Raw genomic sequence first — 16858 nt, 5'->3', positions numbered from 1 at the left:
TGTTTTTGGATTTGTTTTCTTTTTTAACCTGGAGTTTCAAAACATGCCTGCTTTAACAAAAAGTTCATCAGTAATTTTAGTATGCGTGTTTTTAATTATTGTTTTAGCTAGTGGATACAAAATATTAAGTTATAACTACAAATCTACTAAAGAGAAAAAAACGTTAGAAAACAAATTCTTACAAACCAAACTACAACTTAAAGAACAAGAGTTACAGTTTTTAAAAATGCAAATACACCCACATTTTTTGTTTAACACACTAAACACTTTATATGGATTTGCTCTTAAAAAATCGGAAGAAGCTCCTGAGATGATTTTAAAACTTTCTAACTTGTTAGATTACATCTTATATCAGGTAGATAAACCATCAGTTCTTCTAAAAAATGAAATTCAACATATTGAAGACTATATTTCCTTAGAGAAAATGCGTTTTCAAGAAAGTTTACAAGTTAATTTTACCAAAAGCTTATTTGATGAAACTATTCAAGTTCCACCTATGCTATTACTTCCTTTTGTTGAAAATGCTTTTAAACACGGGACACAAATTAATGGGGTGTTAAATATACATATTTATCTAAAAGCATCTAAAGACTTATTAACTTTTCATATTGAGAATACTTCGAAGAAAGCAACGTTTAACAGAAAAGGAATTGGACTAGAAAACATTCAAAAAAGATTAGAAATGTTATATAACAATAAATCTAAACTCTCTATAGAATCAAAAGAAAGTCAATTTATTGTAGATTTAAAAATCCCTTTAAAAAATGATTAAAAAAACAACTTGTGTAATTGTAGATGATGAACCTATAGCTAGAGAAATTCTTGAGTCGTTTATTGAGAAAACTCCACATTTAACCCTCATATCGAGTTGTAAAAATGCTATAGAAGCTTTACAGGTTTTGCAAACTGAAGTTATCGATTTATTTTTTCTTGATATAAATATGCCTGAAATTGACGGATTAAGTTTAGCTAAAATTATTAATAAAAAATCACAAATAATTTTTACAACTGCATATCGTGATTATGCGGTTGATGGTTTTAACTTAAATGTAATCGACTACCTTTTAAAACCCATTGCTTTTGATCGGTTTTTACAAGCAGTTCAAAAGGTTTTTGAATCTAGTCCTGAAATAAAAGTTTCTGACAAAAAAGATTTTATGTTTGTTAGAGCTGATAGAAAAATGGTTAAAATCAATTTTGAAGACATTTTATATATTGAGAGTTTAGGTGATTATGTGAGGGTAATTACCATAAATGATGTTATAGTTACAAGAGAAACGATTAGTAGTTTTGAAAATTCATTGCCCAATAATAATTTCATTCGGGTGCATCGCTCATATATTGTTTCTATACCTAAAATTTCTTCCTATACCAACGAATATATTGAAATTGGCAAGAAAGCAATCTCTATAAGTAGAAGCTATAAAGAAAGCGTTTTACAAAAATTAGCACAAGTGTAAGCGAAATTCTATCTTTACAGCAAAATTTTTATACGTTGAATACATCAGATTTTATATTTCAATCTAAAGATAAAAAAGCAGACAACTTAACAGTTACATGGCAAACACCTAGTAATATTGCTTTGGTAAAGTACTGGGGGAAAAGCGAGCCACAAATACCCAAAAACGCCTCGGTAAGTTTTACGTTGAATAATTGCCACACTACAACAAAGATCGAATTCACTAAACGTGATGTTCTAATGGCTTCAGAATTACAAGCCGATTTTGAACTTTTCTTTGAAGGAAAAAAGAAAGATGATTTTAAACCAAAGATTGCTAAGTTTTTTGAACGTGTTAAAGAATATTGCCCTTATATCTTGGAATATAGCATGGTTATTTCTTCAGAAAACTCATTTCCTCATAGTAGTGGAATTGCTTCCTCTGCAAGTGGAATGAGCGCCATTGCAATGTGCTTAATGAGCTTAGAGAAAGAATTAAACCCTAATATAACTAAAGAATTTATTAACCAAAAAGCGTCTTTTTTAGCTCGTTTGGGTTCTGGAAGTGCTAGTAGAAGTATTGAGGGTCCCATAGTTGTTTGGGGAAGTCATTCAGAAATTGAAGGAAGTTCTGACTTATTTGGTATAAAGTTCCCTTATAAAATTCACCCTATTTTTGATAATTATCAAGATACTATTTTATTAGTTGATAAAGATGAAAAACAAGTTTCTAGTACTGTAGGTCATAATTTAATGCACAACCACCCGTATGCAGAAAATCGTTTTACTCAAGCTAATGAAAACTTAGAAGAAATTTCAAAAATTCTTCAAAACGGAGATATTAAAGCTTTCATCAACCTTGTTGAAAGTGAAGCTCTAACCTTACATGCTATGATGCTTACTAGCAACCCGTATTTTATTTTGATGAAACCAAACACTTTAGAAATCATCAATAGAATATGGGAATACAGACAAGAAAACAATAGCAATATTTGTTTTACATTAGATGCTGGCGCTAACGTGCATGTATTATATCCTAATTCAGAAAAGACTGAAATTGAATCCTTTATTAAAAATGATTTAGCTGCATACTGCCAAAAAAATCATTATATTTGTGATAGTGTGGGTTTTGGCGCGAGACCTATGTAACCTAAATTCCCTACTATTATGAAAACTTCAACAATAATAATAGCCATTTTTATTGGTTTTATAACCAATTTAGTCGCTGCTCAAGAAACTGTTTGGTTTGACAAAAACTGGCAAGAAACAACAAAAGGATCTCATGAGTTTTACAGACCTGCTCCGAAAAAAATGGACAATGGTTTTTGGATTATAGATTATTTCAAGAACGGTAAAATTCAAATGGAAGGTTTTAGTCTAACAAATAAGCCTAATGAAGAAGTATTTGACGGTTTAGTAATTTACTATCACCCTAACGGAAAGCCTTTTCATAAAGCCAATTATAAAAAAGGCAAACTCCATGGGGTACGAAAAGTCTTTTACGAATCTGGAGAGTTAAAAGAAGAAGGAAAATATAATGATGGTAAAAGAGAGGGTATATGGAAAACCTTTTATAAAAATGGTAAAATAGAAACGAAAGGTAAATATCGCAACAATGAAAAAGTTGGTGTATGGAAAACTTTTTACAAAAACGTGTACTAGTTTGTAAACTAGTGCTTTTACTACTATATTTGCATTGTAATTAAAACACCTATGAAAGGACCCTTATTTTACGCAAAAATATTACTCTTTGGAGAATATGGAATTATAAAAGACTCTAAAGGGCTTGCGATACCTTTTAGCTCTTATAAAGGCGCTCTTAAATCTGCTAAAAACTTAACTGGAGAAGCTAAAAAATCAAATGAAAGTTTGGGTAATTTTTACACCTATTTAGCTAACTTGAACTCTGAAATAGTTTCTTTTGATTTAGAATCTTTAAAAAAAGATATTGATGAAGGAATGTATTTTGATTCATCAATCCCGCAAGGTTATGGAGTAGGTAGCTCTGGTGCTTTGGTAGCTTCTATTTACGATAAATACGCGAATAGTAAAATTACCGTTTTAGAAAACCTAACCAGAGATAAGCTCTTAACTTTAAAACAGGTTTTTTCTTTAATGGAATCTTTTTTTCATGGAAAAAGTTCGGGATTAGATCCTTTAAATTCATATTTAAGTTTACCTATTTTAATTAACTCGAAAGAACACATAGAACCTGCTGGAATTCCTTCTCAAAAAGAAGGTAAAGGAGCTGTTTTCTTATTAGACTCTGAGCAAGTTGGTGAAACTGAACCTATGGTAACTATCTTTATGAATAAGATGAAAAATGAAGGTTTCCGAAAAATGATTAGCGAAGAGTTTGCTACACATACAGATGCTTGTATTGAAGATTTTTTACAAGGAAATGTTAAATCACTTTTTGGCAATGTAAAAAAACTATCTAAGGTGGTGCTTACGAATTTTAAACCAATGATTCCTATTGCTTTTCATAAAGTTTGGGAAAAAGGTTTACAAACAAACGACTATTACTTAAAACTTTGTGGTTCTGGTGGCGGTGGTTATATCTTAGGCTTTACCGAAGATTATGAAAAAGCAAAAAACAGTTTAAAAGACTATAAATTAGAACTGGTGTATCGCTTTTAAAATGATACTATGAGTACGTTTAAAAAAAACACCTTATTCTTAAAAATATTTAGCCTTTTATCAGTTATAAGAGGTTATAACATTTTAGTATTAATAGCAGCTCAATATTTAGCTGCTATTTTTATTTTCTCGGATACAAAATCAGTAAAACCCATAGTTTTTGATTGGCATTTACTGTATTTAGTCATAGCTACTGTTTCAGTTGTTGCTTCTGGTTATATTATCAATAATTTTTATGATAAGAAAGCAGACATTATTAACAGACCTATAAAAACAGGACTAGATTCTTATGTAAAACAAGAAACTAAACTAACTTTATATTTTACTTTAAATTTTATCGGTTTTTTCTTTGGATGGTTGGTTTCATGGCGAGCAGCTTTATTTTTTTCAATATATATTTTTGGAATTTGGTTCTATTCTCATAAATTAAAAAAACATCCTTTAGTTGGGTTAATAACCGCTACTGTTTTAACTATACTTCCTTTTTTTGTAGTTTTTGTATACTACAAAAATTTCTCAAAAGTAATTTTTATACATGCTTTCTTTCTTTTTCTTGTCATTATGATTCGTGAACTTATTAAAGATTTAGAAAATATAAAAGGAGCTATTGTCAATAATTACAATACTTTTCCTATAAAATATGGAGAACAGAGCGCAAAAAAACTAATCATCTTATTAATGGTACTAACTTTGGTTCCAATAGGTATATTATTTAACTATCCTGCTATTGAGTATATGAAATACTATTTTTATTTAGCCGCTATTACTTTAATTTGTGTTGGTTTTTACATATGGAAATCAACACAAAACAACCAATATAGATTGGCTCATAACATTTTAAAAATACTATTATTAATTGGTGTTTTTAGCTTACTCTTCATTGACAAATCATTGATTCTAGATAAAGTAGTAGAGGTATTAGACTAAATAAAACCATATAAAAAGCCCCAAACAATAGCTTGGAGCTTTAGTAATCCACATTTATTCCCTTCAATATAAACGTAGTTAAAAATCTTTACCAGGACTTTCTGGACTTTGAGCTTGTGCTGTTTTTGGGTTTAACAACATGTAGGTTCCTAATGCTGTTAGCGCTGTATACTTACCATAGTTACCTATTTTCTTTAGAGCTTCTTTTCTTGTTATTTCTGTTTGTTTATTTAAACTCTCAACTTGTCTCTTCATTTCTATAAAATTATTTTTTTAGTAACTTCTGTATTTTCTGATTTTATATTTATAACATACATTCCTTTAGCCAACATTGGTAAAGTTATACTACTATCAATTTTATTCACATTGCTTTGCTGAATTAATTTTCCTTGTAAATTATATATAAAAATTTTTGATTTTTCTTTTAATCCTTTAATTTGAATTTTATCTAACCCTGTTTTTACTATAGTAATATCTGATTTTGAAAAATCTTTGACAGGTGATAATCTTGCTTTTGTATGTAAATAAAAACGATTTTTGTTGTTTTCTTTTTCCTTAAGTATTATTTTATATTCAGATGCTTCGTCTGTTAAATCTGTAAACGTATTAGTTAGCTTATCTTCAAATAACACTCTAACTCCATCTGGTAATTGATTTATAGCTGCTTTAATTGTTAATTCTTCTCCATCTGTAGTTTTAATACCGATAGGAACAATACTATTCTCTATTTTACTTTTCGCCAAACATTGTATTGAGAATTGAGTATTTGATTTTTCGGAAATTAAATTTGTATAAATCGACAGTTCCTTTTTATGTGCATTGAATGTTCCTGCATCATATCCTATATCTAGCCCATCAGTAGCACCCTGTAAATACTTCACAACTGTCTTTTGTTTATCTTTTATTGTTCTAACAGTAAGTGTTATTTCTGTTAAAGAGTCTAATCTTCTTTCCGTGTAACTAGTAGGAAGGTGAACCAATGCTCCTGTTTGAAAATCCACATTTGAAACATCTACATTTATTTTTATAAAAAAACCTTCCATAGGCTTAATATATGTTGCCTTTGTTGCATTATTAACAATATCATATGAATTCGTATCAGGATTCCAAAAGTATAAAGCAGCATAAGCTGGGTCAAATTTAGTCCCATTTGCAGCCAAAAAGTTATTTGTTTTACCTGAAGCACTATTAGCGGGTATAGAAGCTACATATGGATTACCTATTAAGTTCCAGCCATTTTGAGTTCCTTTATAAGTTCTTATATTAAAGTTTGATAGTAAGAAAGATGCATCTACATTTTCTTGTATCTTTCTTAAATACCTAGAAGACATAGAAGCCATTTTTACAGCAAATCCTTTTCCTGGATTCAATAAATATTGAGAAAGGGTATTAAAGTAATTCCATCCAGTACCTCCTGTATATGAATTATTATAAATAGCTATACCTTTATTGGTACTAGTACCTGTTGCTAAAGTAGAGTTAGCAATTACTTCTTGAGCAGTAATTCCTAATGATGGAAAAGAAGACAAATACCACTTAGTAGGATCTAAAGAATTTCCTTTATAAGTATCTTTAGTAAACATAAGGTTTCCATTACCGCTTACTTTAGACATTAATAAAGAACCTGTAGAGTTATATGTAAATCTTCCTAAATTTATAAACTCATTAGAAATGGTGAGTTTTCCTAAAAGGTTTAAGGTACCCTCATTTGTTATTTTTTTAACTTTAAAGAAAGAACTCTTACCTATGGTTACATTAGCTGTACTAGGTATTTCCACTTCTTCATTTTCAGCAGGTACATGTCCTAAGCTCCAATTAGATGACTCATTCCAGCTCCCTGTTACATTTCCTAAAAAACTATTTTTTATAGTAGACATACTACAATTTTCTTTAAAAGCTGCAGTATTATCTTTATAGTTTGACCAATTTATAAGGCTATACATTTCATCATCTACCTGAATACAAGTTAAATTAAGGTTGTTTTTCACAGAAAAAGTAACAACATTACTATTGTTTCCATTCTTTACATTTAAGCTTGTTAGTTGGTTATCATCTGCAACAAAATATTTTAAAGCTATCGCTGAGCTCAAATCAAGTTCTACCAACTCATTGTTATTTCCATAAAAAGACTCTAATACTATACTTTTACTTATATCTAAACTTGTTAATTGATTGGCAGAGACAGAAAGGTATTTTAAAGCTGCATTCTCACTTAAGTTTAAATTAGATAATTCATTATTATTTGCAGATAAGTTAATAAGAGCTCTATTATTACTTAAATCTAAGCTTGTTATTTGATTAAAGAAAATAGTAAGATCTTCTAAAGAAGTAAAATCTTCAATACCTGTTAAATTTGTAATATTTTTACTTGCTACATTTAAACTTTTAAGAGAACTAATATTGGCCGTTACTACATAATTATCAAGTACATCATCATGTCCCAAATCAATTAATGCTTGTTCAAAATTATCATCAGGAACATACGTATTTTGAGCATAAGAAATGAAACTTAAAAAGTAACATAAGAAAAGTAGTGTTTTTTTCATGATTTAATATTTTGGAGCAAAAGTATTTTGACTTCGAATTTTATAAATCACCCATAATGGGTGATTTTTTAAATTATCTCATTTAAGAAATAGTAGTTGCAAATTTTTTAATTTGAAGAAATGTTACTTTACACCTGTAACATTTATAAATTTTAGAATATGGAATTAATTTAAAAAGAAAGTTTCTTTTCTTTCTTCTTAGTACATTAAACTTACAGCTAGGACATACTACCACAGTTATTCATTTTAGTTATACAATACTTATATTAAACTTAAACCTTATTAAAATAAGAGTTAGAGACTATAACAAAGGTAACTTTGTACTTGGTGGCTCCTTTCACCCTTAATAGGTGATTTTTTATTTTCAGAATAAAATAAAATATTACCTCTGTAGTAAACTATCTATTTTCTTTTTTATAATTTTTATATTTTCTTCTGCCCCGCCAGAGATAAGCAGTCTTATATATCCTTTCTGGTCTATAACAATACTTTTAGGTATTGTTTTCTCAGCATATTTATCCCATATTTTCTTTTGAAAATCAATACCTGCATTAAAATCAATCCTATCTTCTTTTAGTTGTCTCATTTTTTTTAGAACAGTATTTTTCTTCTCTCCTATTGAAATAGGAATGTAAATAAAATCCTTGTCCTTTAAATCATCAAGTATTTGTGGTTGAATATCATAAAACTCACGTAAACAAGGAGCACACCATGTTGCCCAAAAATTTATTAACACAACTTTCCCCTTTAACTTTGAAAGTTGGTACTTTTTCTCATTTAACATCTGTACAACAAAATCTGGAGCTTCTATACCTTCTTTCACTATAAACCCTTCATTTTTATTAGGTCTGCTTTTTATTATATTAGTTGCACTAACGCGTATATTTTTTTCATTTTCAGGATACAATTCAAAACAAATAATAAACTCTTTTCCTACAATATCTTTTCCTACTACACCTACTAACTTATTTCTAAATTCATCACTTACACCTTTATTCATTGATTTTATAAGTCCTGATTTATAATATTTATTTATTTCTTCTTGAGTAACTATTTTATTATTTGCTACCAATAAGTAATTTGGTTTTTTTAAAGAAACTGATTGTCCCAATACTATTCCGTTAAAAAAAATAAATACTATTAAAAATAAATTTCTAATCATAATACTAGTTTTTAAATTACCTCCATAAAAGTATCTAGAAGGCATAATACATTACTCACCTATTTAGGGTGATTTTAAATGTTTTTTTTTACAGATATTTGTATACCCTTTATTTAACACATATGCAGAATAGCACTACACTCATAAAAGTCTTATTTTTTACTTGCTTGTTTATTTTTGGCTACAAAACAGGCTCTGCTCAAAAACCTATTTATAAGCATTATACTGTTGAAGAAGGTTTACCTCATGATATAACTTATCAAATAATTCAAGACTCTAACGGATATATTTGGATAGGAACCGATGATGGGCTAGCTAAATTTAATGGTTCTTCTTTTGAAAGATTCACTTATGAAAATGGACTTCTATCTAATTATGTCATAGACATAATAGAAGACAAACCTAATGAATACTTAATAGCTACATGGGGAGCTGGTGTTCATAAATTAAAAAACGATAGTATTTATCCAATTAAATCAGAAAATCGAAAGACAACAAAAGTCAAGAAAATTCATAGAGTAAATGACTCTATTCTTTTAGCTGATTTTAATAATGGGGCCTTTTATTTTTACAATACTAAAGATCAATCAAAAAAACTGGCTAATATCCTAAGAGACAAAACTTCTAAACAGGTTAAATTAAGTTTCAAAAAGACAACTAGAAAAGATACTGTCATTCCTATGAGTCAAAAAAAAATTGACTCAACTATATACTTTTTTTCTGAAGCTACAAATACTACTAATATAACACCTACTAAAGGAATTTATGTTTTAAAGAAAAAGAATAATTTACTTGAAAAAATAAACCTCCATGAGGTAAACAAAATCCAAATACACACTGTTGCAAAATCCAACGGTTATTTTTTTGCAGCTTCTTATAACACTATTTATGTTTTTAATAAAGCTAAAAAACTCATTGCTAAAAGACAACTTAATGTAAATAACAGTAAAATAACCCAACTACAAGTAATCAATCAAAATCTTTATTTTGTTGCTAAAAACGATATAGATAGCACTAGGAAACTATACAAATACAACTGGGACAACCTCCATTTAAAAAACATATCTAAAGAACTATCTATCAATAGTTTAATTTCCGATTTTTTATTTGACAACGATAAAAACCTATGGATTACCACTTATGGTGAAGGAATTTACTTTATACCCAATAAAGCTAATACTTTTTATGGAAAAGACTTCTTTAAAAACCCTGACCTAAAAGACATTGAAAAATTAAATGAAGGACTTGTTTTACTTTCCTTAAATACAATTTATGAGTTTAATAATAGTAAAATTAAATCAAAATATGTAAGCCCGTTTATCTCAGAAAAACTTCAAGTGAACAATCAAAAAAAAGAAATCACGTTAGTTTCAAGTGTTTGTAAACCGTCATACGATAAATTGAATAATTATAAAATAAACTATGATATATCAAAATCTTTTGAATTTAAAAATGATACAGTAAACATTATTTTACATAAAAATGAATTAAACATTTCTGGATTTAACAATAAGAAAATATCTATTCAAACTACCTATGATGCTAACATAAAAAATGTACTAAAATATAAAAATGCACTAATAGCACTATATGGAAAAGGTGGAATATTTGAAATTAACCTTAACTCTAAAGAATCTATTAAAGAATGGAGTCTTATTAATAAGAAATTTGCTAGTGAATTTAACGATATAGTAATTAATAAAGATACTTTATGGGTAGCTACTAACAAAGGAGTATTTAAAATTACTCCAACACAGACAAAAAACTACACTACAACACAAGGGCTACTTAGTAACCACATTAACGATTTATACGTTGATTCTCACGGCATTTTATGGATTGCTACACAAAGAGGACTTAATGTTTATACAAAAAACACTTTTTGTAGTATTGATAAGAACTTAGGGCAATACTCTTCTTTTGCTACTAAAATTACTGAACAAAATGACTTTATATATGTAACTGGAAATAAGGGATTATTTAGAATAAGTAATGCCAATCCTTTTTCTCCAAAGCAAAATACTAAACTTCTTGTGAAACAAGATAAAGATTCATTTTATTTAAATACAATTAATTTTATAAACCCAGAAACCACGAAAGTTGCGTATAAACTAAACAACAACAATTGGGTAGAGACGACTTCAAGTTTTTTAAATTTTAATAACAATACACAAGGTAAATATCAAATTAAATTTAGGTATAAAGATAATTTAAGTACTTGGAAAGAAACCAATTTTTTTAAATTTAAAATTATATATCCATGGCATCAACAAACTTGGTTTTATATAACAATTACCGTCTTAGTACTTGGTGGCTTTATTTTTCTTCTCTTTTTAGGTTTGCAAAAAAGTATTCATAAAAATATTCAACTTAAAAAAAACATTGCAGAAAAGGAAAAACTTCAAAAAGCATTAAAAGAAGTAAGAAAAAATGTAGCCAGAGATTTTCATGATGAGTTAGGAAATAAACTAGCTAGTATTTCTATAACGTCAAACATGCTTATTGATCATAATTACACGCAAGAAACTAAAAACAAAGAAAAAAAGTTAAAACAAATAAAAAAAGACGCTGATTATTTATACCATGGTATGAAAGACTTTGTTTGGTCTTTAGATCACAAAAATGATGATTTACATCAATTACAAGTATATTTAAACGACTTTGGAGAAAACTTGTTTGAAAATTCTTCCATAACTTTTTACTCTACTCCTAACTTTTCAAATAAAAAAATTGCTCTTCCTTTTTATTGGAGTAAACAACTTGTTTTAATTTTTAAAGAAGCTATGACGAATGTATTAAAACACAGTAAAGCTTCTAAAGTTTATTTAACCTTTAAACTACAAAACAATCTATTAAAAATAACCTTAAAAGACAATGGAATTGGGTTCAAACCGGATGAATTAAATCGTTTAAACGGTATAAAAAACATGCAGCATAGAACAAGCTCTTTACATCAACAAATTAACATTGAAACAAATAATGGAGTTACTGTAACTTTTACAGGAAACCTTAAAGAAGAACACCATGAGTAAACTTAATATTATTATAATTGAAGATCACGAAAGTATTTTAGAATCGTTTAAAGAAATTATTAATTCTTCTGATCGGTTTCAAGTAAGTGGTGCGTTTTTATCTGGAGAAGAAGCTCTTAACTTTATAAAAGAAGGAAATAAACCTAAAATTATGTTGGTTGACATTCAACTAGGAGGTATTAACGGGATTGAAACTATAAAACAAACAAAGAAAATAGTACCAACTATTTTACCTATTATAATTTCTGTACATGAAAATTCAAAATATATTTTTGATGCTTTGTGTGTTGGAGCTGTTGGCTACTTAAACAAAAACACAACACCTAAAGAGTTAATAAACGCTTTAGAACAAGCACGAAATGGAGGTGCCCCAATGAGCAGTAATATAGCTAGAAAAGTAGTAGAATCGTTTCAATCACCCCATGAAAAAGAATTATCAGAAAGAGAAAACGAAGTACTTACCTTGCTTGCTAAAGGAAAAAGTTATGCTTCTATTGCAGAAGAACTTTACCTCTCTATAAACACCATTAAAACTCACACCCGCAATATTTATGAAAAACTTCAGGTTAATAACAAAAAGGAAATTATGCTAAAATATGGGGCGAAAAACAATTAAAAACTAATCAACTCATTTTCTATACCTTAAAAAAACAAAATAAAACTTCATTACCATCTTTTCTCCAAATAATTACTGTAAATTTGCACACTTTTTAAAATTTAATTATGAATTCAAAAAACTCGTCGAGAGGACGACAAGCTGGAGGCAATAGTAATCCTCAAGGAAAAAATCAATTCAAAAAAGACTTCAAAAAACCAAAAAGCAACAAACCTGATCAGAAAAAAACTGAGAGCACAGGAGTTCGCTTAAATAAATTCATTTCTAATTCAGGAATTTGTTCTCGTAGAGAAGCAGATACCTATATAGAGCACGGAAGTGTTTCTGTTAACGGTAAGTTAGTTACAGAAATGGGCTACAAAGTACAACCTGGTGACGAAGTTCGCTTTGACGGAACGTTAATTTCTATGGAAAAAAAACGTTACGTTTTACTAAACAAACCTAAAAATTACATTACTACCATGGAAGATGATCGTGGTCGTAAAACTGTAATGGAATTGGTAGGAAATGCCACAAATGAGCGTATATATCCAGTAGGAAGATTGGACAGAAATACTACCGGTTTATTATTGTTTACCAACGATGGTGAATTAGCAAAAAAACTAACACATCCAAAACATAACGTTCGTAAATTATACCATGCCTCGTTAGATAAAAAACTAAGCATTGCTGATTTAGAAAAATTACGTGGTGATGTTATTATTGAAGGAAGAAAAGTATTTATCGATGCTGTATCTTATGTAGAAGGAGAACGTAAAACAGAAGTTGGTATTGAGATCCACTCTGGTAGAAACCGTATTGTTCGTAAAATTTTTGAACACTTCGGATATACTGTTATCAAGCTTGACAGAGTAGTTTTTGCTGGCATGACCAAAAAGAACTTACCTCGTGGCAGATGGCGTGAATTAACACAACAAGAAATTAACACACTACAAATGTTATAAAAACAAAATCCCGAGCTAAATACTCGGGATTTTGTTTTTTTATTGTTTTGTTTTTTGGTGATCTTGCTGCACTTGTTCATCACGATATTTACAGCATTCATGTAAATTATCATACACTTCTGTGGTTGCCTTAAACTCTTTTGTGTCATGCCCCACACCCGCAATACTTTTCTTTACCACTTCTGTAGTTGTTTTACGCTCATCAATAATTAAACTTAATTTGTGAGTATTTACATCCCATTTAGCAAACTTGACCCCTTTGGTTTTTAACGCTGCTTTTTCAATACGTTTTTTACACATCATACAAACACCATCTACTTCAAAAGAAACTTTAGCATTTTTTTTCTGAGCAAATGCCGATGTACTTAATACTAAAACAACTGCTAATAAAAATATATTTTTCATCTGTTCTTTATCTTTTATTTTATTAATTAATCTATTTTAAATCGTAATCCTGCATAGAAGTTACTCCCAAAAACTGGTGCATATATAATTGTAGTATCAAAATTTGCTTCAAACGGATTGTCACTTCCCAATATAGGATTTTTTTGTTTATAATTTGTAATATTTTCAGCTCCAGCATACACCTCAAACTTTTTTGAAAACACTTTTGTTATTTGGGCGTTTAACAAGTTATAGCTATCCGAATACGTTGGTAACTGGTTATTTGTATTGGGTAAGCGTTGCTCTCCAATCCAATTATAGGTTACATCAAACTTCCAACTAGCATCACTTTCTTCCGTTTTTGTTTCGTAAGATATATTAGCAAAAAAACGATGTTTTGCTTGTAAAGCTTTCGCTAAGTTTCCTGATTTGTAACCTGTAGAAACATCATAAAACTTGTACGAAAATCGTGTGTTAAAGTATGGAATAATGTTTTGATTCATCTCTATCTGAAAGCTATTGGCTATACTTTTTCCTTCTAAATTATAGAAAGAAATTTCTTGTGGATTTTCCCAGTCGACTATCACCTGATTTGAGAAGTTTGTTTGATAAAAATCAACTGTTACATCCCCTTTTCTTCCAAATAATTTATACCCTTGTAAAAAAGACACTCCATAATTCCAAGCCACTTCTGGATCTAAACCATAAATATTTCCGCCTGCGTTTTCAATAGTAATTGCTCTTGATGAAGCAAAAAGCTGTTGATTCTCTGCAAAAATATTGGCACTTCGTTTTCCTCTTCCAACAGAAGCTCTTAACACACCTCTTCCCCAAGGAACATAACGCATATGCAATCTTGGGGTTATAAAAGTTCCTAACAAATTATGATAATCTAATCGAAGCCCTGCAGTAACACTTAAATTATCGGCATTATCATAAGCGTATTCAAAAAATGCACCTACAGAGTTTTCTTTTCTATCAAAATTCGGGTTCATTGCTGTACTAACAAATTCATCGTACTTATCATAGGTAAAACTAGCCCCTATTTTAAATTTATTACGAGTATCTCCAATAATAGAGCTAAACATGAAGTTACTATAAAAGCTTTGATGCAGAATGTTATAGTCTCTAAGTCCAAAATATGAATCTTGTTTATGATTACTATAAGCCGCTTGAAACCCCATATTTTGAAATGGCATGTCTGGAAAAACATACCCTATTTTCAACGATGTATCAAAACGTTTAGTTTTAATTTCACTTCCCCAGACTGTATTTGAACCTTTGTTTTTTTCTGGATCAAAGTTAATTTCTCCTACTTGTTTTGAATCGTCTACATACCTAAAGTTGATAAAACTAACCCAACCTTTTTGAGCATCGGTGTATTGCCAACGATTCATCACGTTAATTTGTTCTGCTAATGGGTTATCTAAAAAATTATCGTTGTTTTTATCAAACTTTTCTCCTCTATAATTTCCATGAACATAGAAGCCTGTTTGCCATTTTTTATTCACTTTTTGATTAAAATGGGTATTCAACTCTAACCTACCCCCTACTGCTCCATAAGCATTAAGGTAAAACTTATGATTAGTTGATGGTTTTACTAACTCGGTATTTATTTGACCTGAAATACTTTCAAAACCATTAACTACACTACCTGCTCCTTTGGTTATTTGAATACTCTCTACCCAAGTTCCAGGTGTAAAGGTTAATCCAAATGCTTGTGCTGCTCCTCTAATTGATGGGATATTTTCTTGAGTAATTAACAAATATGGACTTGTTAAACCCAACATTTGAATTTGTTTAGTTCCTGTTAACGCATCAGAAAAATTAACATCAATAGATGGGTTGGTTTCAAAACTTTCGGATAGATTACAGCAAGCCGCTTTTAACAACTCATCACTATTAATGGTTACCAAGTCCTGTGTTTGCAAATACGATCGCTGAGTTGAACTTTTTTTAGCTGAAACAGCCACCTCCTCTAAGATATTACTTTCCGTTAAATAATGGCGAACAGGACTTAAACGATTAACTGTTATCGTATCAGTTTTATAACCAACAAAACTTATTACCAACTTTTGATATTCTTTTTTATATGGAATTTTAAACTCTCCTTTCTTGTTCGTTATAGTTCCAACACTCGTATGTAACCAATACACATTGGCTCCGAAAATTCCTAAATTCTTTTTTGGATTATTTTTATCTTTAATAGTTCCAGTTAATACTTCTTGAGCAAATAACATGGATGGTATCAGTAAACATATACTGATTAAAAATTTATTTTTCATTTTTTATCTATCGCACTGTATTTTATAATTCTTAATTCACTTATAAATAGAATTTTAAAATCATATGATAAAAACTTCGTAAAGTATCTGTATATCTAAAAACAGTTTGGGTGGTATATATAACTTATGTGGATTGAACTGTTTTTCTAAACTTTGAAATAACAACTTGTAATAAACGTATGGAGTAACTATTGAAGTAGCCTTTGTAAAGACTACTTTTTCTACTGAAGATTTTTGAATTTGAGTTTGACCTTTTATTAGCTCAACATCACTTTTACAACATGAAGCTTCTATAATTTTACTCTCACAACTATCTTCCTCTAAATCATTACAATTAGCAACACCTCCTACATAAGAAACAGCTACTAAAAAATCACCGCAAAAATGTTTTTCTACATTAAAAGAAAATGTAGAAAACAATACAACTAAAGCTAATAATGTGGATGCTATGTTAGAAAAATATTTTCTCATATGGTACAAACATACAAAAAATTAAAAATCTGTTTTTTATCACAATTCATACAGCTATTTTTGTAAGCTTTAAGTACTCTTTACGAACAAGATAAAAATATTTTTTATGAACTTACACGAATTAAAAAACAATATAGATACAATAGTTAGCAAGAAAGTTTCAAAAGAAGAAAAACTACAGGAAATTTGTGACTATCTAGCTTCTCAAGTTTCTTACTACGACTGGGTTGGCTTCTACTTTAAGAATGGAAATAAAGAAGAATTAAAATTAGCCCAATTTAATGGAGAACCTACAGAACATACAATCATTCCTTTTGGAAAAGGAATTTGTGGTCAAGTTGCTGTTAGTAATGAAAAATTTGTAGTTCAAGACGTAAACGAACAAGACAATTACATTTCATGTGGATGGAAAG

General features: G+C 29.2%; 16 protein-coding genes. 10 read left to right on the top strand and 6 right to left on the bottom strand.

The window, feature by feature from the left end:
• The first annotated feature begins 43 nt into the window (after positions 1–43).
• From ACKTSW_RS02955 to ACKTSW_RS02930, 6 genes are read left to right on the top strand one after another with little or no spacing between them, the layout of a single operon-like run.
• Complete coding sequence (locus tag ACKTSW_RS02955) at positions 44–772, top strand: sensor histidine kinase (RefSeq protein ID WP_408023781.1); 729 nt, start codon at positions 44–46, stop codon at positions 770–772.
• Positions 765–1460: a LytR/AlgR family response regulator transcription factor gene (locus tag ACKTSW_RS02950; protein WP_408023780.1), complete on the top strand. Its 696-nt coding sequence runs from the start codon at positions 765–767 to the stop codon at positions 1458–1460. The genes ACKTSW_RS02955 and ACKTSW_RS02950 overlap by 8 nt, the downstream gene beginning before the upstream one ends.
• A 35-nt stretch (positions 1461–1495) precedes the next feature.
• Positions 1496–2587 carry a diphosphomevalonate/mevalonate 3,5-bisphosphate decarboxylase family protein gene (locus ACKTSW_RS02945; RefSeq protein WP_408023779.1) on the top strand — a complete coding sequence of 364 codons (1092 nt, stop codon included), beginning with the start codon at positions 1496–1498 and terminating at the stop codon, positions 2585–2587.
• Positions 2588–2605: 18 nt separating this feature from the next.
• Positions 2606–3100, top strand: coding sequence for a toxin-antitoxin system YwqK family antitoxin (locus ACKTSW_RS02940; RefSeq protein WP_408023778.1), 495 nt, complete (start codon positions 2606–2608; stop codon positions 3098–3100).
• 51 nt (positions 3101–3151) lie between these two features.
• On the top strand, positions 3152–4078 hold the full coding sequence (locus ACKTSW_RS02935) for a mevalonate kinase family protein (RefSeq protein WP_408023777.1): 927 nt from the start codon (positions 3152–3154) through the stop codon (positions 4076–4078).
• A 9-nt stretch (positions 4079–4087) separates the two neighbouring features.
• Entirely contained in the window at positions 4088–5005 is a 918-nt protein-coding gene (locus ACKTSW_RS02930; RefSeq protein ID WP_408023776.1) for a geranylgeranylglycerol-phosphate geranylgeranyltransferase, read from the top strand.
• 78 nt (positions 5006–5083) lie between these two features.
• Here ACKTSW_RS02930 and ACKTSW_RS02925 read toward each other — a convergent pair whose 3' ends face one another.
• The 3 genes from ACKTSW_RS02925 to ACKTSW_RS02915 all read right to left on the bottom strand — a co-directional run bounded on the left by ACKTSW_RS02925 (position 5084) and on the right by ACKTSW_RS02915 (position 8713).
• Positions 5084–5260, bottom strand: a complete 177-nt coding sequence (locus tag ACKTSW_RS02925) for a hypothetical protein (RefSeq protein WP_408023775.1) — start codon at positions 5258–5260, stop codon at positions 5084–5086.
• A gap of 2 nt (positions 5261–5262) precedes the next feature.
• A complete protein-coding gene (locus ACKTSW_RS02920; protein WP_408023774.1) occupies positions 5263–7551 on the bottom strand; it encodes a T9SS type A sorting domain-containing protein in 2289 nt (762 codons plus the stop codon).
• 382 nt (positions 7552–7933) lie between these two features.
• Complete coding sequence (locus ACKTSW_RS02915; protein ID WP_408023773.1) at positions 7934–8713, bottom strand: TlpA family protein disulfide reductase; 780 nt, start codon at positions 8711–8713, stop codon at positions 7934–7936.
• Between the two features lie 122 nt (positions 8714–8835).
• Between ACKTSW_RS02915 and ACKTSW_RS02910 the strand changes: the two genes are divergently transcribed.
• From ACKTSW_RS02910 to ACKTSW_RS02900, 3 genes are all read left to right on the top strand, one after another.
• A complete protein-coding gene (locus tag ACKTSW_RS02910) occupies positions 8836–11745 on the top strand; it encodes a ligand-binding sensor domain-containing protein (RefSeq protein ID WP_408023772.1) in 2910 nt (969 codons plus the stop codon).
• The gene (locus tag ACKTSW_RS02905) at positions 11738–12361 is read left to right on the top strand and encodes a response regulator (RefSeq protein WP_408023771.1); all 624 of its coding nucleotides are present in this window, start codon (positions 11738–11740) and stop codon (positions 12359–12361) included. Before ACKTSW_RS02910 ends, ACKTSW_RS02905 begins: the two co-directional genes overlap by 8 nt.
• Before the next feature lie 107 nt (positions 12362–12468).
• Positions 12469–13305 carry a pseudouridine synthase gene (locus tag ACKTSW_RS02900; RefSeq protein WP_408023770.1) on the top strand — a complete coding sequence of 279 codons (837 nt, stop codon included), beginning with the start codon at positions 12469–12471 and terminating at the stop codon, positions 13303–13305.
• Positions 13306–13344: 39 nt separating this feature from the next.
• On the opposite strand, the gene ACKTSW_RS02895 is transcribed toward ACKTSW_RS02900, so the two are convergent.
• From ACKTSW_RS02895 to ACKTSW_RS02885, 3 genes are read right to left on the bottom strand one after another with little or no spacing between them, the layout of a single operon-like run.
• The gene (locus tag ACKTSW_RS02895; RefSeq protein WP_408023769.1) at positions 13345–13710 is read right to left on the bottom strand and encodes a heavy-metal-associated domain-containing protein; all 366 of its coding nucleotides are present in this window, start codon (positions 13708–13710) and stop codon (positions 13345–13347) included.
• Positions 13711–13736: 26 nt separating this feature from the next.
• On the bottom strand, positions 13737–15974 hold the full coding sequence (locus ACKTSW_RS02890) for a TonB-dependent receptor (RefSeq protein WP_408023768.1): 2238 nt from the start codon (positions 15972–15974) through the stop codon (positions 13737–13739).
• Positions 15975–16034: 60 nt separating this feature from the next.
• Complete coding sequence (locus ACKTSW_RS02885; protein WP_408023767.1) at positions 16035–16445, bottom strand: HYC_CC_PP family protein; 411 nt, start codon at positions 16443–16445, stop codon at positions 16035–16037.
• 106 nt (positions 16446–16551) lie between these two features.
• Here ACKTSW_RS02885 and ACKTSW_RS02880 point away from each other — a divergent pair.
• A partial coding sequence (locus tag ACKTSW_RS02880) for a GAF domain-containing protein (protein ID WP_408023766.1) occupies positions 16552–16858 on the top strand: 307 nt, incomplete at its 3' end.

The sequence above is a fragment of the Tenacibaculum sediminilitoris genome, assembly GCF_964513795.1.
Lineage (GTDB): Bacteria > Bacteroidota > Bacteroidia > Flavobacteriales > Flavobacteriaceae > Polaribacter > Polaribacter sediminilitoris.
The sequence above is the reverse complement of the archived record's forward strand: the minus strand, read 5'-3'. Positions and strand labels throughout refer to the sequence as shown.

Bases quoted from the DNA above. Each gene is read 5' to 3' on its own strand.
- ACKTSW_RS02895 (WP_408023769.1), bottom strand. From the start codon at position 13,710: ATGAAAAATATATTTTTATTAGCAGTTGTTTTAGTATTAAGTACATCG.
- ACKTSW_RS02910 (WP_408023772.1), top strand. From the start codon at position 8,836: ATGCAGAATAGCACTACACTCATAAAAGTCTTATTTTTTACTTGCTTG.
- ACKTSW_RS02915 (WP_408023773.1), bottom strand. From the start codon at position 8,713: ATGATTAGAAATTTATTTTTAATAGTATTTATTTTTTTTAACGGAATA.
- ACKTSW_RS02950 (WP_408023780.1), top strand. From the start codon at position 765: ATGATTAAAAAAACAACTTGTGTAATTGTAGATGATGAACCTATAGCT.
- ACKTSW_RS02955 (WP_408023781.1), top strand. From the start codon at position 44: ATGCCTGCTTTAACAAAAAGTTCATCAGTAATTTTAGTATGCGTGTTT.
- ACKTSW_RS02905 (WP_408023771.1), top strand. From the start codon at position 11,738: ATGAGTAAACTTAATATTATTATAATTGAAGATCACGAAAGTATTTTA.
- ACKTSW_RS02925 (WP_408023775.1), bottom strand. From the start codon at position 5,260: ATGAAGAGACAAGTTGAGAGTTTAAATAAACAAACAGAAATAACAAGA.
- ACKTSW_RS02900 (WP_408023770.1), top strand. From the start codon at position 12,469: ATGAATTCAAAAAACTCGTCGAGAGGACGACAAGCTGGAGGCAATAGT.
- ACKTSW_RS02930 (WP_408023776.1), top strand. From the start codon at position 4,088: ATGAGTACGTTTAAAAAAAACACCTTATTCTTAAAAATATTTAGCCTT.
- ACKTSW_RS02885 (WP_408023767.1), bottom strand. From the start codon at position 16,445: ATGAGAAAATATTTTTCTAACATAGCATCCACATTATTAGCTTTAGTT.
- ACKTSW_RS02920 (WP_408023774.1), bottom strand. From the start codon at position 7,551: ATGAAAAAAACACTACTTTTCTTATGTTACTTTTTAAGTTTCATTTCT.
- ACKTSW_RS02940 (WP_408023778.1), top strand. From the start codon at position 2,606: ATGAAAACTTCAACAATAATAATAGCCATTTTTATTGGTTTTATAACC.
- ACKTSW_RS02890 (WP_408023768.1), bottom strand. From the start codon at position 15,974: ATGAAAAATAAATTTTTAATCAGTATATGTTTACTGATACCATCCATG.
- ACKTSW_RS02935 (WP_408023777.1), top strand. From the start codon at position 3,152: ATGAAAGGACCCTTATTTTACGCAAAAATATTACTCTTTGGAGAATAT.